This is a genomic window from Enterobacter sp. DVT3837, from assembly GCF_056238685.1.
This window is the reverse complement of record NZ_JBWDLA010000002.1, coordinates 987032-1007869: the sequence shown is the minus strand read 5'-3', so window position 1 is coordinate 1007869 and position 20838 is coordinate 987032. Positions and strand designations below refer to the sequence as shown.

Genomic DNA, 20838 nt, shown 5'->3' with positions numbered 1-20838 from the left:
ACCCGTAGGCAGGGTATGGAAAAGTAAAGGACATCATCAGGTATGATGTCTAAATAAATCCTCATACAACGTTAAATATGATCAAAACCACACTCCTTTTTTTCGTCACCGCGCTCTGCGAAATCATCGGATGCTTCTTGCCCTGGCTCTGGCTGAAGAAGGGCGGAACGGTCTTGTTGCTCATCCCGGCCGGCGTGGCGCTGGCGCTGTTTGTCTGGCTGTTAACGCTACACCCGGCAGCCAGCGGTCGTGTCTATGCGGCTTACGGTGGAGTCTATGTCTGTACCGCACTGCTGTGGCTGCGCGTGGTGGATGGAGTAAAACTCAGCGCATACGACTGGGCCGGCGCGCTGATTGCCCTGTGCGGTATGCTGATTATTGTTGCGGGATGGGGGCGAGCCTGAGCGCCTGGTTTTTGTGACCGCTCGCTGATTTTATGATCATTATACTTGTATGGTAGTAGTGTAGTTGAGTAAATTTCCAACATCACAACCAACGATGTAAGGAAAGGAATTATGAAGATTGTCGCGGCTGACGTGTTTGTTACCTGCCCGGGGCGGAACTTTGTCACGCTTAAAATCACTACCGACGAGGGGATTATCGGTCTTGGCGACGCCACGCTAAACGGGCGCGAACTTTCCGTAGCGTCTTATCTGAAGGATCACCTCTGCCCGCAGTTAATTGGTCGTGATGCCCACCGCATCGAAGATATCTGGCAGTTTTTCTATAAAGGTGCTTACTGGCGTCGTGGCCCGGTTACCATGTCGGCCATCTCTGCCGTGGATATGGCATTGTGGGACATCAAAGCCAAAGCGGCGAACATGCCGCTCTACCAGTTGCTGGGCGGCGCGTCCCGGGAAGGGGTGATGGTTTATTGCCACACCACCGGGCACACCCTTGACGACGTGCTGGAAGATTACGCCCGTCACAAAGAGATGGGTTTTAAAGCGATCCGCGTCCAGTGTGGCGTACCGGGCATGAAAACCACCTACGGCATGTCAAAAGGGAAAGGGCTGGCGTATGAGCCTGCCACGAAAGGAGACTGGCCGGAAGAGCAGCTTTGGTCCACCGAAAAATACCTCGACTTCACCCCAAAGCTGTTTGACGCGGTACGCAGTAAATTTGGTTTCAATGAACATCTTCTGCACGACATGCACCATCGTCTGACGCCCATCGAAGCGGCGCGTTTCGGCAAAAGCATCGAAGAATTCCGTATGTTCTGGATGGAAGATCCTACACCTGCGGAAAATCAGGCGTGCTTCCGCCTGATCCGCCAGCACACCGTTACGCCAATTGCGGTGGGAGAAGTGTTTAACAGCATCTGGGACTGCAAGCAGCTCATTGAGGAGCAGCTTATCGACTATATCCGTACCACCATTACCCATGCGGGGGGGATCACCGGGATGCGCCGCATCGCGGATTTTGCCTCGCTCTACCAGGTGCGTACGGGTTCACACGGCCCGTCGGATCTCTCGCCAGTGTGCCATGCGGCCGCGCTGCATTTCGACCTGTGGGTGCCGAACTTCGGCGTGCAGGAATACATGGGCTATTCCGAACAGATGCTGGAGGTCTTCCCGCACAGCTGGCGCTTTGATAACGGTTATATGCACCCGGGCGATAAGCCGGGCCTGGGTATTGAATTTGATGAAAAGCTGGCAGCGAAGTATCCGTACGATCCTGCCTATCTGCCGGTGGCCCGTCTTGAAGACGGCACGCTGTGGAACTGGTAAGTGAGGAACGAACGATGAAAAGCATAGTGATTCAGCAGCCGAACCAACTGGTGATTGAAGAGCGTCCACGCCCGGAACCTGCTGCCGGAGAAGTGCGTGTCAGCATTAAACTGGCCGGGATTTGTGGCTCAGACAGCCATATTTACCGGGGGCATAACCCGTTTGCGATGTATCCGCGAGTGATCGGACATGAATTTTTTGGCGTCATTGATGCTGTGGGCGAGGGTGTCGACAGTTCGCGCCTGGGCCAGCGCGTCTCGGTTGACCCGGTGATCAGCTGCGGGCACTGCTATCCGTGTTCCGTCGGAAAACCGAACGTCTGCACCTCGCTGGTGGTGCTGGGGGTTCACCGTGACGGCGGATTCAGCGACTATGCGGCAGTGCCCGCTAAAAATGCCTGGCCTATCCCGGACGCGATCCCGGATAAACACGCCGTCATGGTTGAACCCTTCACCATTGCCGCCAACGTGACGGGGCAGGCCAACCCCACCGAGCAGGACGTTGCGCTGATATACGGCGCAGGACCGATGGGGCTGGTCACCGTTCAGGCGCTGAAGGGCGTCTACAAGGTGAAGCAGGTTATCGTGGTTGACCGCATCGATGAACGCCTGAAAATGGCCCAGCGCAGCGGCGCGGACTGGGTGTTGAATAACCCAGGCGCTAACCTGAACGGAACAACGCACTACACGGTTTACGATAATGTTAACTATCTTCCACCATATCCCTCATATGACATGCAGTGGCTGAAGGCATCTCCGACAAGGGTCTATTTCAAGATTCAGATTGATGCTTCATTAAATCCGCCCAGCGATATAACCACGCAGGTAAAAAACATGGTTATCTCCGTGTTCAATGGAGAATATGACGGAATTGGAAAGGCCAGAATTGGCTCAACAATAAACTCCGGTAAATATTACGCGCCAATAATTTCAATCAATCCTGACACGGTTGGCGTGCTGTTACTTCAGGTTTCATTAAACGGAACCACATTCACTCCGTCTGTGACGATGGGTATCGACCAGGTGCCAACAATCCAGGCGTCGGATATCACTGTAACATTGGTTTAATGGGAGAGTGCTAAATGTGGAAGGACACAATCCTCACACAATACTCAGCAAGCCAAAAACTCCTTTCTATAATCGATACATTTAATCAGGCTATAAGCCTTGATGATTTTACCGATGAGTTCATAGCAAAGGTATGGGATTTAACGACATGCCAGACATATGGATTGGACGTTTGGGGTAAGATTGTTGGGATTGGAAGATATATTGTTGCCCCAATTGAAAATAATTCTTTTGGCTTTAGTGAAGCAGATGATACTAGTCCAGATTACCCCACCCCATTCAACGACGCTCCTTTCTTTGCCGGGGTGCAGGAAACAACAAACGTAAGGCTAGGAGACGATGCATATCGCACGCTAATACTCTGCAAAGCCTTTACCAACATTAGTGTTGCCACTATTCCTGAAATTAATAGATTCCTGAAAATGCTTTTTTATAAAAGAGGAAGGGCGTATTGCGTAAATTACAGAGATATGACTATTGGGTTAACATTTGAATTTGAACTGGCCCCCTATGAAGAGTCAATACTTACTAGCTACAACGTTACACCAGTTCCCAGCGGAGTTCTTGTAAATGTAAGGCAGATTGTTGCGCCTTACTTCGGTTTTTCCAGCGATGCGTATCCATTCAATGATGGAACATTTTACAGAGATTAAACATGAACAGATCTGATGCCCCCCCAAAAAAACCAGTCCCATTTGCGGTTAATGGGCAAAGAGAGGCATTATTGCCTTCAACACCTGCTGGAGATAATACAGCATCGTATAATGATGGCTTCCCTCCAGTTACAATGATTCTTAAATCAGCAGGTGGCTTGCCCCCAAAAGGCCAGGATATGAATCAAATCCTGTATGAGCTTTCCACTTTGGCTAGATGGTCTAGTGCTGGCGCTCTAAACACATATGACTCTTCATTTTCAACTGGAATTGGTGGGTATCCATCTGGGGCTGTCATTCTAAGTGATGACGGAAATACCATCTTTATAAATAGAAATGATGCAAACACAACAAATCCGAATTCTGGAGGAGCTGGATGGCTGGATATTGTTAAATATTTAAATGTTTTAAAGGTTGGTGATTACGGTGTTGGTGGAAGTATCGCAGGAAGTGCCGCTGCTAACGCCCACGTAGGCGGATTCTTGTATGAAGCTTTTCAGGCAGCCAACCTTTACCCAGAGAGTGTAACAATAACTCAATCAGGCGGACCTACAAATAGCGAGTGGGGGCAATTAGCCATTTCTTATGGCACTGCGTTCAGAGCATTCCTTGGGCGACAGATATTTGGTGGGGCTCCAGAAATTAGTGAGTTATATCATGTTAGGAACAAGCCAACACCTTCAGATATAGGCGCTCAACCAGTAGATTCAACCCTAACAACTCTTAGCGGAAAGGATGCAGCAGGGCTAAGAAGCGTTCTTGGGCTTGGAACAACAGCCACAAGAAACGTTGGTACAGGGGCGTCACAAATACCTGATATGAGTTCGTTTTTAAGCGGATCAACTGCATCGGCGTTTTGGTATAAATTTCCTGGTGGAATGGTGATGATGGGTGGTAACGCATCCGGAATCGCCTCTGGAACTACAGGTAACGGGGTTTTCTTCCCGGTACCATTCCCAAATGCCTGCTCAAGCGTTGTCGTGACATTAGTCAGCAACGGTTTGTATGCCAATACAGTATCCTTTAATACATACATCCCTGGAACGGACCGGTTTAACGTTTATACGAATACAAGCGGCACGTATACTATTTATTACCTGGCGTTTGGGAGTTGATATGAACAATTACGTATGGTCAGCATTGCATGTTTCATTCTTCCCAAAATCGATGCTACAAGATTATGAATCTGCCGGGTGGAATTTGTCTGATGCGGTAGACGTTATTGACAGCCTTTTCCAAACATACAGAGCAATGCCACCAGACGGGAAGATGCTTGGAGTTGTTGATGGTATGCCTGCATGGATTGATAAGCCGCCAGTTCCAAATAGCGCATTACTCTCAGACGCACTTACATCTTTGGCATCCGATTACAAAAATGACATTGCGCAATTAAACACTGCATATCTGGCAGCTATCGTAAGTGATGGCCCATCTGAAACAACAAAACAGCAAGCCGTTAGAGATCAAATTACCCAGCGAAAAGCCAAGTACGTATCTGATATCGCTGCTGCAAAATTACAATATCCTATATAAGGTGGTCATCATGGCAACACAATCAAACGAAGAACAACAGAGCCTGCAGCAACAGGATTCTACCGTGAAATTCTGTCCGATATGCGGATCAACAATGCATCAGCAAGATTATCTGAATGGGAAGTGGTGGTTTTGCGATGACGCAGAATGCGGTTTTTTTGAGCCTGTGTAAAATAATTCGGTTGCAGGAATGTAAAGCCCTCCATGGAGGGCTTATATTTATTTTGCGTATTTCTTTCTAAACCCAAGAAATGGTTTTTCAATCAATTCAAAGCATACCTTGGAAAAGACGAGAATTGCAGGAAGTAGAATTAGAAAGTTAATTACAGCATTGATATTGTCATTTGCAACAAATCTCGGAATTCCGAATGTTTTATGGAATGAGTAAAGAACCACGCCGTGCAATATGTATTCAGAAAAGCTTACTTCACCAAGCTTAGATAATGCATTGTCTATGATGTAAGGTATCTTTATGCTTGACGACAAGTACGCGAGCACAAAAACACCCCACATGAAAGCCTCCAGATATGATAAAGAGGTTACATATGGTGTTGGTATGTACCACAAACCTTCAGATCTTAGCGCTAAAAGAGAAAAGAAGACAATTGCAGAACTGGCGATGATAAAGATCGGATTAGAGAATTTATCCTTATAGTTTATATATAGATATCCAAACACCATCCCAATTAATAGCTGGTCAAATCGCCCAAGCATTGTTAAGTAGTAATAATGATTATTCAGATATGAATCTGAACCTAGCTCCCCGCCATAGATTGCTACTATCATGGTTCTCCACGCAAGCCAAAAAAGAGACAGATATACAATGTATCTTACGCCATATCTGTTAAGAAAAAGAGCAAGGAACGGGAATATTAAATAAAACTGAAATTCAACCGCTATAGTCCAAGTTTGACCAAAATGGGCTAATAGTGGGGATGATTGCAAATTTGAGAAAAGGAACAAGGATAACGCATCAGAAAATGTGGCGGTCCCTCTCGATAGAGCCATGGCGGTAATCCATGCAATAGAAAGGAGTGGGAAGATGCGTATAAATCTATTGAAGATAAAAGATTTATAAGAAATATCCTTTTTCCCTCCATCAGATATGATGGTGAATAGAAAACCACTAAGCACCAAAAATAACGTAACTCCCGTATCACCAGCGAGCATGAAATTTATGAATGGATTGCTCGACTCCTTTCCTCCGAATGCCGTATAAGAATGCACAAAAACAACAAATGTTGCTGCTATAAAACGTAGATGGTCAATCCTTGAAAGGTATTGTGAGTTTAGACTTTTCATCTTTATCCACTTGAAAATGAAAAAATATTAGCATGTAAGATAGTGTTGCGCCACGCACATCATTAGTAAATGGAACGAGTTTTTTGTTACATACACTTGATCGACACCACCGGTCAATAATACTGTATATGTATGGGTCTTCCCCGATCATGGTGGGAAGGCTCAGAACGCCATATTCAGCTTTCCGTAGTGGAACATCACCCCCAGTTTAAAGCGCTCCCGGTTTCGGTATCCCCTGGCTTTTATCCTCAGCAGCCTGATCTTGCTGTTAAGTGCCTCCGCATTTCCGTTTGAGACACTGTGTCGCATCGCATTCAGGATCCCGTACAGCCTTTTTCCTATCGTTTTCGCGGCATTTTTCATCATGGGAACGTCACTGTTAGCCGCCAGCGCCAACCATCTCTGCCAGTCACTCCGTCTTTCCTCGCTCCATGGCCTGTTCCAGATATCCTTTGCCAGCTCTTTCAGCGCCCAGCACTGGCTCGTCAGCTTCATCTGTGCACGCAGCCACATCAGCTTTTCCTGCCGGGATTCGGTCATCCACTTATCGCTGTACTGCCACAGGAAGCGGGTTCCTTTTGCCTGGTGTCGGCTTTCAACAGGGAGGTGCGGATGTTCATTCTGACGGGTTTTATCAACTACCTCGCCCAGTTGCTTCGCCACATGGAAGCGGTCAAAGGCGATTTTCTCAACCGCACTGGGTAAGTGGATACGCGCTGCTCTTATATAGCCCGCGTTCATGTCCATTGAGAGCGTTTTGATAGCCAGCAACTGCCCATCAGTGAGCGTGCGAAGATAGCCGGCAAGACTCTCTGTGCCGCGATCATCCGTTAAGGCCAGCGCCCGACCATCGCGATCGGAGATCACCGTTATGTAACGATGTCCTTTTTTAAAGGCGACCTCATCCACATTCATATGACGGGCGGATAATGGCTTTTTTATCCGGGCAAGACCTCGCTTAACTGCCCGGGTCATAATGCCGTCAACCGCATTCCAACTGAGCTTAAGTTGCTTCCTGACAGCATCAACGGTGCTGATTTTCAGCCATGAGAGAACGAACGATTCGAATAGCAACGTATACCGGCTTCCGGGGCCAGCCCACGGAACAGGCAACGTCAGGCAGCCATGCTCCGGACACATAATTCGTGGAACATCGGCTTCAACAATAGTGGTGAACTGGCAGGTATCAAGATGGCGCCATTTACGATGACGGTGATCGTGAACAGAACAGGATTTACCGCAGGTCGGACAGGCTAGCCGGGTGTTTTCAGCGATCTCAATAGTGACAGTAACAGAACCGGCATTTTCATCGAGAGAAAGGGACTTTACCTGCCACGGATCGGACAGGTTGAGAATATGAGCGTAGAGGGACTTTTCGTCCATGGCGGTGACCTCTGGCGATTAAATACACCATTATCATGCCTTCAGCCACCACAACAAGGGAAGACCCATATGTATACAGTAACTATCGGAGGTGCATCATGGGGTTTCCATCGCCAGCAGCAGACTACGTTGAAGAGCGCATATCACTCGACAAGCGTCTTATCTCTCACCCTTCTGCCACCTACATGATGATAGCTGGTGCAACATATCTGAGCGCTGGAATCATGAAGGGCGCCATGCTCATAGTCGATTCGTCCCTGACGCCGAAGGACGGTTCTTTGCTTGTCTGTGCTGTTGATGGTGAGTTCAGGATTATGCGATACAGGACACATCCTCAGCCGTATCTGGAAAACCCTGAAAACGGTAGAAGGGAGTCGTTACCGCAGAATGACGAAGTGTCAGATACATCGCGTCCGGTGTTTGGGGTGATTACGTACAGCATCAACGATACGCGTTCTGGAGAGTTCGATGATTGTCCGGTGACGTGATGGGGCATATGTGGGACAAAAAATTAGCGCAAACTCACTCAAACACACAGAAGGTGATGATTCAGCTTGCGCTAATGCTTTGCTTTTTACCTGATTGCTCTTTACATACTCACAATTACATTTTTCTCACCTTTAAATTATGGATTTCCAGCTCTACTCGCTTGGGGCCGCCCTGGTCTTCCATGAGATCTTCTTCCCGGAACAGTCTGCTGCGATGGCGCTGATCCTGGCGATGGGAACCTACGGTGCAGGCTATATTGCGCGCATCGTCGGGGCCTTTATCTTTGGCAGAATGGGGGACAGCATCGGCCGTAAAAAAGTGTTGTTCATCACCATCACGATGATGGGGATCTGTACCACCCTCATCGGTGTCCTGCCGACCTATGCGCAAATCGGGATTTTTGCACCTGTTCTGTTAGTGACGCTGCGCATTATTCAGGGGCTGGGTGCCGGGGCAGAGATCTCCGGAGCCGGGACCATGCTGGCAGAATATGCCCCGAAAGGGAAACGCGGCATAATCTCCTCGCTGGTCGCGATGGGGACCAACTGCGGGACGCTGAGCGCAACGGCTATCTGGGCAGTGATGTTCTTTGCCCTCGATCGTGAACAGCTGCTCGCATGGGGCTGGCGCGTACCGTTCCTTGCCAGTGTGGTGGTGATGATCTTCGCCATCTGGCTGCGGATGAATCTCAAAGAGAGCCCGGTATTTGAGAAAGTCAGCGATACAGAGACCGTGGTTCCCGATACATCTTTAGGTGCCATGTTTAAGAGCAAATCCTTCTGGCTGGCAACAGGTTTGCGTTTTGGTCAGGCGGGTAACTCAGGTCTGATTCAGACGTTCCTTGCCGGTTATCTGGTTCAGACGTTGCTGTTTAATAAAGCGATTCCCACTGATGCGCTGATGATCAGTTCGGTTCTCGGGTTTATCACCATCCCACTGTTAGGTTGGCTGTCGGATAAAGTGGGTCGTCGTCTGCCGTACATTATCCTGAATATCTCCGCCATTATTCTGGCGTACCCGATGCTGTCGATCATCGTTGATAAGAGTTATGCGCCGGGTGTGATTATGCTCTCGATCATCGTTATCCATAATTTTGCCGTTCTGGGGCTGTTTGCGCTGGAAAACATCACTATGGCGGAAATGTTTGGCTCACGTAATCGCTTTACCCGTATGGCTATTTCAAAAGAGGCGGGGGGACTGGTGGCGGTCGGGTTTGGCCCAGTGCTGGCCGGGATCTTCTGCAATATGACCGGCTCCTGGTGGCCGATTGTCGCCATGCTGGTGGCCTATTCCGTGATTGGGCTGGTTTCTGCATTCCTGATGCCGGAAGTGCGTGACCGTGATCTGAGCGCGGCGCAAGATGCAGCGGAAGTCGCGCCAGAAGAGTCCGTAAGCTACGGAGCCGTCTCCTCACGGCGCTGATGGTTTATAACTTGAGTAATTTGTCACACAACTTTCAGCGTGTGTCACACCACATGAACAAAAGTTAATATAAATCAAAATTTCAAACTGAAGTATCAGTATGGTTAATGGCAGTTATTTTTTTACCCCAACTGCCATTCTAGTTGGTGTAGTCAGCAGGCACTGCCGCTCTGGTCAATGAGCGGCAGTGGTTCACAGCGTTCTACTTAACGAGTCTTAATCATGGAAAACCGGTTATTACAGGCGAAAGCCACGCTTCCTCAGTACACTCGCGACGACCTGAAGGCACGCATTGTTCATCTTGGCTTCGGCGCATTTCACCGTGCGCATCAGGCGGTTTATGCCGACATTCTCGCAGCGGAACACGGCAGCAACTGGGGTTATTGTGAAGTAAACCTGATTGGCGGCGAGCAGCAGATTGCCGATCTCAACGCGCAGGATAACCTCTATACCGTGGCGGAGATGTCTGCCGATGCATGGACATCTCGCGTGGTCGGAGTGGTCAAAAAAGCACTCCATGCGCAGGTTGACGGGCTGGAGACCGTGCTGGCCGCGATGTGTGAACCGCAGGTGGCAATTGTCTCGCTGACGATCACCGAGAAAGGGTATTGTCACTCACCCGCGACCGGGCAACTGATGTTCGATCATCCGTTAATTGCCGCCGACCTGCAAAACCCCCATCACCCGACATCCGCACCCGGGGTAGTGGTTGAAGCCCTGGCGCGCCGTAAAGCTGCGGGTCTGCCTGCTTTCAGCGTGATGTCCTGTGACAACATGCCGGAGAACGGCCATGTGATGCGCAATGTCACCTGTGCTTATGCTCGCGCTGTCGATGGTGAGCTGGCGGACTGGATTGAATCCAGTGTCACCTTCCCGTCAACGATGGTGGACCGCATCGTGCCTGCAGTAACGGTAGACACGCTGAATAAAATCGAACAACTGACTGGCGTGCTCGACCCGGCGGCAGTGGCCTGTGAACCGTTCCGCCAGTGGGTGATTGAAGATAACTTTGTTGCCGGGCGTCCTGAATGGGAAAAAGCCGGGGCCGAGCTGGTGTCAGATGTTATTCCGTTTGAAGAGATGAAGCTGCGTATGCTCAATGGCAGTCATTCATTCCTTGCCTATCTTGGTTATCTGGCGGGTTACCAGCATATCAACGACTGTATGCAGGATGAGAATTACCGCCTTGCCGCGCATAAGCTGATGCTCAACGAGCAGGCGCCAACCTTAAAAGTGAAAGGCGTCGATTTAGGTCATTATGCCGATCTGCTGATTGCTCGCTACAGTAACCCGGCCCTGCGTCATCGAACCTGGCAAATTGCGATGGACGGTAGCCAGAAGCTCCCGCAGCGTATGCTGGATTCTGTGCGCTGGCACCTGGTGCATCAAAAGCCGTTCCCGCTACTGGCATTGGGTGTGGCTGGCTGGATGCGCTATGTTGGCGGTGTGGATGAACAGGGTAATACCATTGAGGTGAGCGATCCGCAACTGGCCGTGATTCAGGCGGCAGTGAAGGGAAGTACCGAGGGGGAAAGCCGTGTGAAAGCCCTGCTTGGCATCGAGGCTATTTTTGGCAGAGAGTTACCTGAAGAGGCTAGCTTTGTGGATGCGGTGATGAGCGCGTATCAGACGTTGCTACAGAAGGGAGCAAAAGCCACGGTGGCACAGTACGCCGCGCAACGATAATTCATCTCATGCCGCCGTTCGCGGCGGCATGTACGGGTACAATTTAGTGCATACCCAGGCGAATCAGTTCAATCGGTTCGAACTTACCTTCGCATCCTTCCACTTCCACCGTTTTGCTACGACGCACTTGCGCGGCATCAAGACCGTCGCTATGGATCGCTTTAATGACCCCAGTATGGCCTGTGCCGTTTATCATGACGCGGCTGCCAGTGGTAATTGCATTACGGTTACGGTCGTATGTCATCATGGTATATTCTCCTCTCTAACTTATCCGTTACGGCGCTAATTCAGGTTTGCCGTTCACGGGGCATATAAATACGCCTGTCCGCGCTTCATGTTTTTGTTTTTGATCAAACTCACACTTTTTTGTTTATTGCATCGAGTGCTGACGGTTCACGACAGCAATTTACAAAGCAGACCGTTATTTTCATAAGCTGATAGTTTCGATAGGGAAGCGTTGAGGGTTGGTTTATATTTCTGATGCCATTCTGGAGACAGGAAATAACCCTTCATCGGAATAAGGAGTCAGGCTTATGTATAAGAAGATTTTGATGCCTGTTGATGTGTTTGAAATGGAGTTAAGCGATAAAGCGGTACGCCATGCGGCCAACCTGGCAAAGGCTGAGGGTGCGTCGATTACCCTGGTCAACATTCTTCCGGCCAGCAGTCGCTCACTGCTGCGCGGGTTTAACGCTGATATTAAAAAGTTTGAAGAGTATATGACCGCTGAATCCGGGAAGAAAATGAACGAGTTAAAGAGACTGTTCGATATCTCCCCTGAGAATATTCACGGCATGGTTCGTTTTGGCAATGTCCGCGATGAAATTATCAAGCTGAGCAAGGAGGGGGAATATGATGTGATCGTCATCGGGTCGAAAAACCCGGGCATCACCACTCATCTGCTTGGTTCAAATGCGGAGTCTATTCTGCGCTATGCCACTATTCCGGTATTAGTCGTTCGTTAATTTCTTCGCCGCATCCGTAAGGGGTGCGGCAAATGTTACTCTTCGCTGAACCACTCGCTATTTTCCTGGCGAATAAGCTGCACAGATTCACTAATTTCCTGCAAATGCAGTGTCATCGCTTTTTCCACACCGTCGGCATCGCGTTTTTCAAGCGCACTGAAAATATCATGATGCTGGCGGAGCAGCATTTCCGGCGGGGAGACGTGATCGAGGCTCATGTAGCGCACGCGGTCGATGGTGGCCTTAATGTTCTCGATGGTGTCCCAGGCCAGCTGGCAATCGGCAATCTGCGCCAGTTTCTGGTGGAATTCGTCATCCAGCAGGAAGAAATCATTGAGCTGTTTACGGTCTATCGCAATGCGCTGCTGGTGCAGATTTTGCTCCAGCAGATAACATTGGTTGTCGTTGATAAGCGTTGCAGCACGGCGCGCGACGGCACATTCAATCGCCTGGCGAACAAAACAGCCGTTGCGCACCTGAGAGAGTGAAATTTTGTTCACATAGCTGCCGCGCTGCGGGCGGATCTGAATCAGACCGTTTTCTGCGAGCTTAATAAACGCTTCGCGCACCGGCTGACGGGAAACGTCAAAACGCACGGACACCTCTTTTTCAGAAAGCGGTGTACCCGGTGGGATCAGGCAATGGACAATATCACGTCGCAAAATGCGATAGATTTGCTGGTTTACTGGCTGGGTGGGATTGAGTTGCGATTCAGCGGCCATGAGTTGTCATTTCTCAGAGAGTTAGCCTGAACATACTACCATTTTTTTATAACCCGAAACAGACCCGGCCCGCAGGCCGGGAAGGGCTCAGTTAGCCACGATGGACGCTAAGTCCGGCAAAACTCTGGCTGACCGGCATCATTTCTACGGTGTTGATGTTGACGTGTTTCGGCAGCGTCGCCACCCACCACACCGTTTCAGTGACATCTTCCGGCGTCAGCGCGTTAGCGTTTTCGTAGGTTTTACCCGCTTTCGCGTCATCGCCTTTGAAACGCACGTTGGAGAATTCAGTCCCGCCAACCAGACCCGGTTCGATATCGGTGACGCGAATGGCCGTACCGTGCAGATCGGTACGCAGGTTCAGGCTGAACTGGCGCACAAACGCTTTGGTCGCGCCATAGACGTTGCCGCCCGCATATGGCCAGCTCCCGGCGGTGGAACCAATATTGATAATGTGGCCGCGGTTGCGCTCGACCATGCCCGGCAGCACCGCGCGGGTCATATAGACCAGCCCTTTGTTGTTGGTGTCGATCATGTTTTCCCAGTCTTCAACGCTGGCTTTATGGGCAGGCTCCATGCCCAGCGCCAGACCGGCATTGTTAACCAGCACATCAATGGCACGCCATTCGGCAGGCAGGTTAGTAATCATCTCTTCAATGGCCGCGCGGTTACGCACATCCAGTTGTGCGGTCAGGATGCTGTCACCCAATTCGTCTTTCAGCTCCTGCAGGCGCTCCTGACGACGGCCCGTTGCAATCACCTTGTGTCCGTTGGCGACGAAGCGACGCGTGATGCTTTCACCAAAACCCGCTGTCGCCCCGGTAACTAAAATAATCATCTCACTGTTCCTCAACGCTTTTTGTGTTGTACTAACATAGCACGGTCGCCGAGGGTGCGTTAAGGCAACATTTGTATGACAGCATTGCAGGGGATGGCGGCCTGGCCTATACACAATATCATTCAAGTTGCATCAAGGCGGCGACGCAGCGAATCCCCAGGAGCTTACATAAGTAAGTGACTGGGGTGAACGAGGAAAGCCAACGCAGAGGCAGCTTGAAGGATGAAGTGTATACTCTGGGAGGATACCCGTACTCAGGAGCAAAAGATGACGGCCACGAATCCCTTTTTTGAAATCAGCCTTTTACCTTACCAGGCACCTCATTTTGATGAAATCAACGATAGCCACTATCGCCCGGCTTTCGATGAAGCGCTTCGCCAGAAGAGGGCGGATATTGACGCCATTGTCTCTCAGACCACTGCGCCAGACTTCACCAACACCGTACTGGCGCTGGAGAAAAGCGGCGCCATGCTCACGCGCGTCAACAGCGTTTTCTTCGCCATGACCTCCGCACACACCAATGCGTACCTGCAGGAACTGGAAGAGCAGTTCTCTACCGAACTTGCCGCGCTGGCGAACGATATCTGGCTAAACGACACGCTTTTCGCTCGCGTGGAGAGCGTCTGGCAGGACCGTGCCGCGCTGGACGCTGAATCCCGTCGGTTGGTTGAGGAGACATATCAGCGGTTTATTCTGGCCGGCGCACGTCTGAATGAGACAGAAAAAACCGAGCTGAAGGCGCTTAATACCGAGGCGGCCTCTCTGACCAGCCAGTTTAATCAGCGTCTGCTGGCTGCTGATAAAGCTGGCGGGCTGGTGGTGGATTACGCACACCAGCTTGATGGGCTTAGCGCTGACGAAATCGCTGATGCCGCACAGGCTGCCACCGAGAGAGAGCTTAACGATCGCTGGTTGATCCCGCTCCTGAACACCACCCAGCAACCCGCGCTTTCGGCGCTGCGCAATCGTCAGACGCGGGAAAATCTGTTTAACGCAGGCTGGACGCGTACCCAGAAAGGGGATGAGAACGATACGCGCGCGCTGATCCTTCGTCTTACTGCGTTACGTGCACGTCAGGCTCGCTTGCTGGGCTTTGAGGATTATGCCAGCTGGAGCATTGCCGACCAGATGGCGAAAACGCCAGACGCCGCGCTTACCTTTATGCGTGGCATTGTGCCTGCCGCACGTACCCGCGCGGAACGCGAGCAGGCCGATATTCAGAATGTCATTGATGACGAACAGGGTGGTTTCACCGTGCAGGCCTGGGACTGGGCCTTTTATGCGGAGCGCGTGCGTCAGGCAAAATATGCCCTCGATGAGTCGCAAATCAGGCCGTATTTTGCGCTCAATAACGTACTGCACGATGGCGTATTCTGGACGGCCAGCCAGCTGTTTGGCATCCGCTTTGTGGAGCGCTTTGATATCCCGGTTTATCACCCGGACGTTCGCGTATGGGAAATTTTCGACCACACGGGTGTTGGTATGGCACTGTTCTACGGTGACTTCTTTGCCCGTGACTCCAAGCAAGGTGGGGCGTGGATGGACAGTTTTGTCGTGCAATCCTATGAATTTGCCACCCGTCCGGTTATCTACAACGTCTGTAACTATCAGAAACCGGGTAATGGACGCCCGGCGCTACTCTCCTGGGATGATGTGATTACCCTGTTCCACGAGTTCGGCCATACGCTACACGGGCTGTTTGCCAGCCAGCGCTACGCCACGCTCGCGGGTACCAATACCCCACGTGATTTCGTTGAGTTTCCGTCGCAAATAAACGAACACTGGGCCAGCCATCCTCAGGTATTTGCCCATTACGCCCGTCATTTTGAAACCGGTGAACCGATGCCGGAAGCGCTACGGAGAAGCATGCTGAGTGCGACTCAGTTTAACAAAGGCTATGACATGACGGAGACACTCAGTGCCGCGCTGCTGGACATGAACTGGCACAGTATTCGTGAGCCTGTTGAAAGTGTCGAGGCGTTTGAAGCCGCCGCCCTGAAAAAAGAGGGGCTGGATCTGCCCGCCGTACCGCCGCGTTATCGCAGCAGCTACTTTGCCCATATCTTTGGTGGCGGTTACGCGGCGGGGTATTACGCTTACCTGTGGACACAAATGCTGGCGGACGATGGCTATCAGTGGTTTGTCGAGCAGGGCGGTTTAACCCGTGAAAACGGGCAAAAATTCCGTGAGGCGATTTTATCCCGTGGTAATAGTACAGATTTAGCGGAACTGTATCGTAACTGGCGCGGGCACGATCCAAAGATTGAACCGATGCTGGAGAATCGCGGATTGAGCGCGTAATGCCATAGTTGGCGGGTCATCCAGGGTTAGCGCCCGCTTGACCCGCTCACCGTTGAGGACAAATGGTCATAAAAAAAGCCTGCGTTAAGCAGGCGCTAATGATGATGCATAATTGTTATTCTAATCTTAATTCAAAAAATTAACTGCGAACCCGAGACATCACAAATATTTTTGTGCTGCATCGAGTATTTCCTGAGAGGTAAGTTCCCGATCCGAGGCAACATAGATAACATCATGATCGCCTGTTAAAGACGGAAAACCAGCAGACATTATTTGAAGATTAACCTCTTCGCCATTCGGGTATTCTTCACGTATGGATGTAATGCCCTTAAGCACGGTCATAACTTTGCTCGGCTTACCATTAAAGAACACTATCACCTTTTTCATATATCACCCTGTAATCATTCGTGATTTTTTAAGCTGATGCCGTCCAAAGAGACTGATTTATTCATTGTTCTAACTTTTTCGAAAATTAAAGCAAGCAATATCCTGACTTAACGTGTACTGTGGCAGTCCATTTAATCAGGAGAAGCCTATGTCTGGACGTAAAAATACGCAATTTCGTCGAAATCATTTAGTCAAATGTCCCTGCCCAAACTGCTCGAAAGATTCAGAGCACAGCTATAATCGCGTACAAAAGGGCGCACAGCTTGTTTGCCCATATTGCAATACTCTTTTTAAGTCCTCTCAACGATTTTAAAAAAATAATATCGCCAGAAAATTAAAAAGCAATGCTAAGGACCCGTCTACTCAGGAAAACCGTCATCGTTATCGCGGGTCCGTGGTGATATTATTTATCGCAAAGCGTTACGTTGCCTGCTGCAGGGCCTTTACTGCCGCTAATGATAGCAAACTCGACTTTTTGACCTTCAAAAAGTGTGTTGAAACTGTCCCCCTCAAGGGCGGAAAAGTGGACAAAAATATCTTTACTGCCATCAAGCGGGGAGATAAAGCCAAAGCCTTTATCTTCGTTAAACCACTTAACCAGACCTAAAATTTTTGACGACATATATACTCCATTTGAATGCTTTTAAAGTAGTAACGTTATGATAGGAAACGTATAAACTGTATACGTATGGACTCAAAAGGAGGGGGTATCAGCGATAGCGCCTGGTTATGAGGACTGCTTAGTAAAATGTTACATTCAGTATTGCATCGAACCAACGAGATCATTAATGCACGGACAGGATTAATTAGCAAATTTTATTTTAGCCGTCTGGGCGCGTGTGCTTGCTGAGTGGTCGCGTAGCCGGGCACAGAGCCCGGCTTATGTTCAAATTGCATGACAGCTTACGGAAGCGATAATTTTATTACCACCCATATTACCCATAATCAAATCGAGTAATTTTCGGTATTCCTCCCGGGTAATCACTTCAGCCCGAATTTCGGTGGTTCCTTCTGTTTTCGCTGCCGTTGAATAAATGGCTTTCAGACTTAACGTCAGCTCTTGTGCCATTTTGACGACATTCTGACGCACGGCATCTTCATGCTCATCATTACAGGTCACTTTCAGAACATAACATTTTTCGCCTTCGTGAAGCGCGGGGAGTTGATTAATCCGCTGCGCGGCTTCGCGAAGCAATATGTTAGCACAGAGAATAATTACGCTGGCCATCGCGGCATTCCAGAATTGGCCTAATCCGCATAGCACACCAATTCCGGCCGAACACCACAGCGTTGCCGCGGTATTCAGACCCCGAATATTCATTCCCTCACGCATAATCACGCCTGCGCCGAGGAAACCTATTCCGGAGACGATCTGTGCTGCGATGCGCCCCGGGCTATCAGGAGAAGTGGAGACGGAACTTAAAATAAACACTGCCGCGCCTGTAGCAACCAGTGCATTGGTACGAAGCCCGGCCATCCGCTGGCGCCATTGTCTTTCTGCGCCAATAATTGCGCCCAGCAGCATTGCTGCGAGCAGATGAGAGATATATGGGAACATCATCCTGTCGCCTGTTTACGTTATTCAATAATAAACGTCAGTGCTAAAGCACTATATGACGCCATTTAAACACTGCGTATTTTCAGCGCGACGGCGGCGGGAAGAGTGAATGTGTAAACAGAAACATAGCGATTACCCACAATTATAGCGGTTCTTAAAGTGTCGGGATGCAATCGCGTTGAGATGATTGCTGCCCACCGTTCAGGTAAGCAGCGTGAAATCGCACTAGCTTACCTTCGTATCATATATAAGGTGACTTTCCAACGAAGGACTCCTGTGTAAATTTATCGCCAGTATAATAAGGCTTTATAATGAGTAAAGCGAAAAAACAACGTTCGTTATGAATTGTTTAAGTTCGGGGAAAAGTTTTATAGATGTCACCTGATTTTCAACAATACCCGGTATACTCGATTGTATTTATAACAGGCTGTAACATGCTAAGGCAGGCAGTATGTCTCTTCGTTCACTGCGGGCGTTGTGCCTGACCAGTTTTTTCATTGCGGATGTCCGCGATGGTCTTGGTCCTTTTCTCGGTATTTTTCTGACTGAACGTTACTGGTCCCCAGATGATATCGGCATACTGATGACGGCTGGTGGTCTGGCGGGATTACTGGCCACGCTGCCGGCGGGATTTATCACCGACACCTCACGCAGCAAGCGATCCGTGCTGGCGCTGGTGTGCCTGCTCATCACCCTCAGCACGCTCCTGCTCTGGTTTAGCCAGCAGAGCAGCGTTGTTGCTGTTTCGCAAATTGTCAGCGGTATCAGTGCGGCATTTGTGGGGCCGCTGATCGCCGGTATAACGCTGGGGCTGACCGGCCAGAGCGGGTTCAGTGCGCAGATGGGCAGAAATGAGGCGTTCAATCACGGCGGCAACTTTGTCACTGCACTGATTGCAGGCGGCATTGCCTGGTACTGGGGCGTGGGCGGGATTTTCCTGCTGATGACCTGCACGACGCTGCTCACGCTCTGCGCGCTGCTTGCCATTCGCCACGGCGATATCGACAACAACGCCGCGCGCGGGCTGTCATCTCAGGCGAACCTGCCGGTTCCCGGTTTTGCGGTGCTGATGAAAAACCGTGCGCTGTTTGTGACCGGGCTGACGCTGCTGCTGTTTCACCTGGCAAACGCCGCGCTGCTGCCGATGCTGAGCATGAGAGTTGCAGCGGCACCTGCCTCGATTAACCCCGGTTTGTATGCGGCGGGTACCGTCATCATCTCACAGGCCGTGATGATCCCCGTTGCCATCTGGGTCGCACACCGCATAGAACGCTACGGCTACTGGCGCTTAATTATGCTGGCGCTGCTGGTTATGCCGGTGCGCGCGGCGCTGGCGGCATCTACGGACGCGCCGTTAATGATGATACCGGTACAAATCCTCGACGGACTGGCCGCCGGGATCCTGGGTGTCGTGGTACCGTCGTTTATTGTGGTGCTGCTGCGCGGAAGCGGGCACGTCAATGCCGGGCAAAGCGTGGTGATGCTGATGCAGGGGATTGGGGCATCCATGAGTCCGGCGTTAACCGGTACGATCGCCGGTCATTACTCTTTTGCGACGGCGTTCAGCGTACTGAGCGCGATTGCCCTGGTGGCCGTCCTGCTGTGGTGGCGCTGTGCTCATCGGACATGGGAAACTGACAGTTCGCCGGGTGGGGCATAGCCGCCACCCGGCGCTAGGCTTATGCCAGTTCGTTAGGGCACGCTTCGCCCTTTTCCAGCTGCAGTAGATTCCCCAGCGTGGTTTCCGAAATGCTGATCAGCGCTTCGGCAGTCAGAAACGCCTGGTGTCCGGTAAACAGCACGTTATGACAGGCAGACAGGCGGCGGAACACGTCGTCCTGGATCACATCATTAGACTTGTCTTCAAAGAACAGATCGCGCTCGTTTTCATACACGTCCATCCCCAGCGCGCCAATCTTCTGCGTTTTCAGCGCTTCGATGGCGGCCTGAGAGTCAACCAACCCACCGCGGCTGGTGTTGATGATCATCACGCCATCTTTCATCTGGTCAAATGCCGCCTGGTTCAGCAGGTGGTAGTTTTCCGGCGTCAGCGGGCAGTGCAGGGAGATCACGTCAGACTGTGAGAACAGGGTTGGCAGGTCGACGTATTCGACGCCCAGTTCCAGCGCCGCAGCGCTTGGGTAGGGATCAAATGCCAGCAGACGCATGCCGAAGCCTTTCAGAATGCGCAGGGCGGCGACGCCAATTTTACCGGTGCCGATCACGCCGGCGGTTTTGCCGTACATGGTAAAGCCGGTCAGTCCTTCCAGCGAGAAGTTAGCATCACGGGTGCGCTGATAAGCGCGGTGAATACGACGGTTGAGCGACATCATCATGCCAATCGCATGTTCCGCGACCGCTTCCGGTGAGTACGCCGGCACGCGAACCACCTTCAGACCCAGCTCTTTCGCCGCGTCGAGGTCAACGTTGTTAAAACCCGCGCAGCGCAGGGCGATGTATTTCACCCCCTGTTTTTTCAACTCTTCCAGCACCGGACGACTGCCGTCATCGTTCACAAAAATGCAGACGCCTTCGCAGCCGTGCGCCGTTTTGGCGGTTTTTTCGGACAGCAGAAAGTCGAAAAATTCAAGCTCAAACCCGTAAGCCTCGTTAACATGTTGCAGATACTTTTTGTCGTACTGCTTTGTGCTATATACCGCGAGTTTCATAAGACTTTCTCCAGTGATTTTGCATTCACGTTAGCATGATTAAAATTATCTTACAATTTTTGAAATATTATTGAATTCAATAAGTTCTATCAATTATTCTAGAGCATCTATCCTTAAAAATGGCATTCCCTTC

Annotated in this window: 22 protein-coding genes and 1 pseudogene; 14 read left to right on the top strand and 9 right to left on the bottom strand. The window is 50.5% G+C overall.

All coding sequences use genetic code 11. The features are described 5' to 3' along the window. Positions 1 to 77 precede the first annotated feature (77 nt). The 7 genes from AC0XWG_RS19715 to AC0XWG_RS19685 all read left to right on the top strand — a co-directional run bounded on the left by AC0XWG_RS19715 (position 78) and on the right by AC0XWG_RS19685 (position 5155). Complete coding sequence (locus AC0XWG_RS19715) at positions 78 to 404, top strand: YnfA family protein (protein WP_049005635.1); 327 nt, start codon at positions 78 to 80, stop codon at positions 402 to 404. A 111-nt stretch (positions 405 to 515) separates the two neighbouring features. Further along, entirely contained in the window at positions 516 to 1730 is a 1215-nt protein-coding gene (gene manD, locus AC0XWG_RS19710; protein ID WP_108090004.1) for a D-mannonate dehydratase ManD, read from the top strand. 14 nt (positions 1731 to 1744) lie between these two features. After that, positions 1745 to 2797 (top strand): Zn-dependent oxidoreductase, encoded by a 1053-nt coding sequence (locus AC0XWG_RS19705; RefSeq protein WP_475680965.1) that lies wholly within the window; start codon positions 1745 to 1747, stop codon positions 2795 to 2797. 14 nt (positions 2798 to 2811) lie between these two features. Beyond that, entirely contained in the window at positions 2812 to 3450 is a 639-nt protein-coding gene (locus tag AC0XWG_RS19700; protein ID WP_475680964.1) for a baseplate wedge 1 family protein, read from the top strand. A gap of 2 nt (positions 3451 to 3452) precedes the next feature. Further along, complete coding sequence (locus tag AC0XWG_RS19695; RefSeq protein ID WP_475680963.1) at positions 3453 to 4565, top strand: gp53-like domain-containing protein; 1113 nt, start codon at positions 3453 to 3455, stop codon at positions 4563 to 4565. Between the two features lies 1 nt (position 4566). Beyond that, positions 4567 to 4983 carry a tail assembly chaperone gene (locus AC0XWG_RS19690; protein ID WP_475680962.1) on the top strand — a complete coding sequence of 139 codons (417 nt, stop codon included), beginning with the start codon at positions 4567 to 4569 and terminating at the stop codon, positions 4981 to 4983. 10 nt (positions 4984 to 4993) lie between these two features. Further along, positions 4994 to 5155: a hypothetical protein gene (locus tag AC0XWG_RS19685; RefSeq protein ID WP_475680961.1), complete on the top strand. Its 162-nt coding sequence runs from the start codon at positions 4994 to 4996 to the stop codon at positions 5153 to 5155. A gap of 47 nt (positions 5156 to 5202) precedes the next feature. On the opposite strand, the gene AC0XWG_RS19680 is transcribed toward AC0XWG_RS19685, so the two are convergent. Together AC0XWG_RS19680 and AC0XWG_RS19675 are read right to left on the bottom strand one after the other, a co-directional pair. After that, complete coding sequence (locus tag AC0XWG_RS19680; RefSeq protein WP_475680960.1) at positions 5203 to 6285, bottom strand: acyltransferase family protein; 1083 nt, start codon at positions 6283 to 6285, stop codon at positions 5203 to 5205. Between the two features lie 162 nt (positions 6286 to 6447). Next, positions 6448 to 7668, bottom strand: a complete 1221-nt coding sequence (locus tag AC0XWG_RS19675; protein WP_000343760.1) for an ISL3-like element ISKox3 family transposase — start codon at positions 7666 to 7668, stop codon at positions 6448 to 6450. 98 nt (positions 7669 to 7766) lie between these two features. On the opposite strand from AC0XWG_RS19675, the gene AC0XWG_RS19670 reads away from it, so the two are divergent. The 3 genes and pseudogenes from AC0XWG_RS19670 (at position 7767) to AC0XWG_RS19660 (ending at position 11265) form a co-directional block, all read left to right on the top strand. Then, the gene (locus AC0XWG_RS19670) at positions 7767 to 8156 is read left to right on the top strand and encodes a HumD family translesion DNA polymerase (RefSeq protein WP_475680959.1); all 390 of its coding nucleotides are present in this window, start codon (positions 7767 to 7769) and stop codon (positions 8154 to 8156) included. A 139-nt stretch (positions 8157 to 8295) separates the two neighbouring features. Next, a pseudogene (locus AC0XWG_RS19665) lies at positions 8296 to 9579 on the top strand (MFS transporter); the annotation flags it as partial. Positions 9580 to 9801: 222 nt separating this feature from the next. Then, positions 9802 to 11265: a mannitol dehydrogenase family protein gene (locus AC0XWG_RS19660; RefSeq protein WP_208594980.1), complete on the top strand. Its 1464-nt coding sequence runs from the start codon at positions 9802 to 9804 to the stop codon at positions 11263 to 11265. 43 nt (positions 11266 to 11308) lie between these two features. On the opposite strand, the gene ydfZ is transcribed toward AC0XWG_RS19660, so the two are convergent. After that, complete coding sequence (gene ydfZ / locus AC0XWG_RS19655; RefSeq protein ID WP_014831738.1) at positions 11309 to 11512, bottom strand: putative selenium delivery protein YdfZ; 204 nt, start codon at positions 11510 to 11512, stop codon at positions 11309 to 11311. A 286-nt stretch (positions 11513 to 11798) separates the two neighbouring features. Here ydfZ and AC0XWG_RS19650 point away from each other — a divergent pair, with 286 nt between their 5' ends. Beyond that, a complete protein-coding gene (locus AC0XWG_RS19650) occupies positions 11799 to 12230 on the top strand; it encodes a universal stress protein (RefSeq protein WP_028017567.1) in 432 nt (143 codons plus the stop codon). A gap of 35 nt (positions 12231 to 12265) precedes the next feature. On the opposite strand, the gene AC0XWG_RS19645 is transcribed toward AC0XWG_RS19650, so the two are convergent. Together AC0XWG_RS19645 and ydfG are read right to left on the bottom strand one after the other, a co-directional pair. Continuing rightward, positions 12266 to 12952 carry a GntR family transcriptional regulator gene (locus tag AC0XWG_RS19645; RefSeq protein ID WP_028017566.1) on the bottom strand — a complete coding sequence of 229 codons (687 nt, stop codon included), beginning with the start codon at positions 12950 to 12952 and terminating at the stop codon, positions 12266 to 12268. A gap of 91 nt (positions 12953 to 13043) precedes the next feature. Further along, positions 13044 to 13790 (bottom strand): bifunctional NADP-dependent 3-hydroxy acid dehydrogenase/3-hydroxypropionate dehydrogenase YdfG, encoded by a 747-nt coding sequence (gene ydfG, locus AC0XWG_RS19640; RefSeq protein ID WP_028017565.1) that lies wholly within the window; start codon positions 13788 to 13790, stop codon positions 13044 to 13046. 267 nt (positions 13791 to 14057) lie between these two features. Between ydfG and dcp the strand changes: the two genes are divergently transcribed. Next, a complete protein-coding gene (dcp, locus tag AC0XWG_RS19635; protein ID WP_475680958.1) occupies positions 14058 to 16091 on the top strand; it encodes a peptidyl-dipeptidase Dcp in 2034 nt (677 codons plus the stop codon). Positions 16092 to 16250: 159 nt separating this feature from the next. On the opposite strand, the gene AC0XWG_RS19630 is transcribed toward dcp, so the two are convergent. After that, positions 16251 to 16478 (bottom strand): hypothetical protein, encoded by a 228-nt coding sequence (locus AC0XWG_RS19630; protein WP_028017563.1) that lies wholly within the window; start codon positions 16476 to 16478, stop codon positions 16251 to 16253. Between the two features lie 148 nt (positions 16479 to 16626). On the opposite strand from AC0XWG_RS19630, the gene AC0XWG_RS19625 reads away from it, so the two are divergent. Further along, the gene (locus AC0XWG_RS19625) at positions 16627 to 16791 is read left to right on the top strand and encodes a YnfU family zinc-binding protein (RefSeq protein WP_218064858.1); all 165 of its coding nucleotides are present in this window, start codon (positions 16627 to 16629) and stop codon (positions 16789 to 16791) included. Positions 16792 to 16881: 90 nt separating this feature from the next. On the opposite strand, the gene AC0XWG_RS19620 is transcribed toward AC0XWG_RS19625, so the two are convergent. Further along, positions 16882 to 17100: a cold shock domain-containing protein gene (locus tag AC0XWG_RS19620; protein ID WP_028017562.1), complete on the bottom strand. Its 219-nt coding sequence runs from the start codon at positions 17098 to 17100 to the stop codon at positions 16882 to 16884. 264 nt (positions 17101 to 17364) lie between these two features. Then, a complete protein-coding gene (locus AC0XWG_RS19615; protein ID WP_371128440.1) occupies positions 17365 to 18039 on the bottom strand; it encodes an MgtC family protein in 675 nt (224 codons plus the stop codon). A 448-nt stretch (positions 18040 to 18487) separates the two neighbouring features. Here AC0XWG_RS19615 and AC0XWG_RS19610 point away from each other — a divergent pair, with 448 nt between their 5' ends. Continuing rightward, positions 18488 to 19696: an MFS transporter gene (locus AC0XWG_RS19610; protein WP_475680957.1), complete on the top strand. Its 1209-nt coding sequence runs from the start codon at positions 18488 to 18490 to the stop codon at positions 19694 to 19696. Positions 19697 to 19715: 19 nt separating this feature from the next. Here AC0XWG_RS19610 and AC0XWG_RS19605 read toward each other — a convergent pair whose 3' ends face one another. Beyond that, positions 19716 to 20705 (bottom strand): 2-hydroxyacid dehydrogenase, encoded by a 990-nt coding sequence (locus tag AC0XWG_RS19605; RefSeq protein ID WP_028017559.1) that lies wholly within the window; start codon positions 20703 to 20705, stop codon positions 19716 to 19718. Between the last annotated feature and the right edge of the window lie 133 nt (positions 20706 to 20838).

What these genes read in the sequence shown, in the direction of transcription:
- AC0XWG_RS19715 (WP_049005635.1), top strand. Translation starts at nt 78, where the DNA reads ATGATCAAAACCACACTCCTTTTTTTCGTCACCGCGCTCTGCGAAATC.
- manD (WP_108090004.1), top strand. Translation starts at nt 516, where the DNA reads ATGAAGATTGTCGCGGCTGACGTGTTTGTTACCTGCCCGGGGCGGAAC.
- AC0XWG_RS19705 (WP_475680965.1), top strand. Translation starts at nt 1,745, where the DNA reads ATGAAAAGCATAGTGATTCAGCAGCCGAACCAACTGGTGATTGAAGAG.
- AC0XWG_RS19700 (WP_475680964.1), top strand. Translation starts at nt 2,812, where the DNA reads ATGTGGAAGGACACAATCCTCACACAATACTCAGCAAGCCAAAAACTC.
- AC0XWG_RS19695 (WP_475680963.1), top strand. Translation starts at nt 3,453, where the DNA reads ATGAACAGATCTGATGCCCCCCCAAAAAAACCAGTCCCATTTGCGGTT.
- AC0XWG_RS19690 (WP_475680962.1), top strand. Translation starts at nt 4,567, where the DNA reads ATGAACAATTACGTATGGTCAGCATTGCATGTTTCATTCTTCCCAAAA.
- AC0XWG_RS19685 (WP_475680961.1), top strand. Translation starts at nt 4,994, where the DNA reads ATGGCAACACAATCAAACGAAGAACAACAGAGCCTGCAGCAACAGGAT.
- AC0XWG_RS19680 (WP_475680960.1), bottom strand. Translation starts at nt 6,285, where the DNA reads ATGAAAAGTCTAAACTCACAATACCTTTCAAGGATTGACCATCTACGT.
- AC0XWG_RS19675 (WP_000343760.1), bottom strand. Translation starts at nt 7,668, where the DNA reads ATGGACGAAAAGTCCCTCTACGCTCATATTCTCAACCTGTCCGATCCG.
- AC0XWG_RS19670 (WP_475680959.1), top strand. Translation starts at nt 7,767, where the DNA reads ATGGGGTTTCCATCGCCAGCAGCAGACTACGTTGAAGAGCGCATATCA.
- AC0XWG_RS19660 (WP_208594980.1), top strand. Translation starts at nt 9,802, where the DNA reads ATGGAAAACCGGTTATTACAGGCGAAAGCCACGCTTCCTCAGTACACT.
- ydfZ (WP_014831738.1), bottom strand. Translation starts at nt 11,512, where the DNA reads ATGATGACATACGACCGTAACCGTAATGCAATTACCACTGGCAGCCGC.
- AC0XWG_RS19650 (WP_028017567.1), top strand. Translation starts at nt 11,799, where the DNA reads ATGTATAAGAAGATTTTGATGCCTGTTGATGTGTTTGAAATGGAGTTA.
- AC0XWG_RS19645 (WP_028017566.1), bottom strand. Translation starts at nt 12,952, where the DNA reads ATGGCCGCTGAATCGCAACTCAATCCCACCCAGCCAGTAAACCAGCAA.
- ydfG (WP_028017565.1), bottom strand. Translation starts at nt 13,790, where the DNA reads ATGATTATTTTAGTTACCGGGGCGACAGCGGGTTTTGGTGAAAGCATC.
- dcp (WP_475680958.1), top strand. Translation starts at nt 14,058, where the DNA reads ATGACGGCCACGAATCCCTTTTTTGAAATCAGCCTTTTACCTTACCAG.
- AC0XWG_RS19630 (WP_028017563.1), bottom strand. Translation starts at nt 16,478, where the DNA reads ATGAAAAAGGTGATAGTGTTCTTTAATGGTAAGCCGAGCAAAGTTATG.
- AC0XWG_RS19625 (WP_218064858.1), top strand. Translation starts at nt 16,627, where the DNA reads ATGTCTGGACGTAAAAATACGCAATTTCGTCGAAATCATTTAGTCAAA.
- AC0XWG_RS19620 (WP_028017562.1), bottom strand. Translation starts at nt 17,100, where the DNA reads ATGTCGTCAAAAATTTTAGGTCTGGTTAAGTGGTTTAACGAAGATAAA.
- AC0XWG_RS19615 (WP_371128440.1), bottom strand. Translation starts at nt 18,039, where the DNA reads ATGATGTTCCCATATATCTCTCATCTGCTCGCAGCAATGCTGCTGGGC.
- AC0XWG_RS19610 (WP_475680957.1), top strand. Translation starts at nt 18,488, where the DNA reads ATGTCTCTTCGTTCACTGCGGGCGTTGTGCCTGACCAGTTTTTTCATT.
- AC0XWG_RS19605 (WP_028017559.1), bottom strand. Translation starts at nt 20,705, where the DNA reads ATGAAACTCGCGGTATATAGCACAAAGCAGTACGACAAAAAGTATCTG.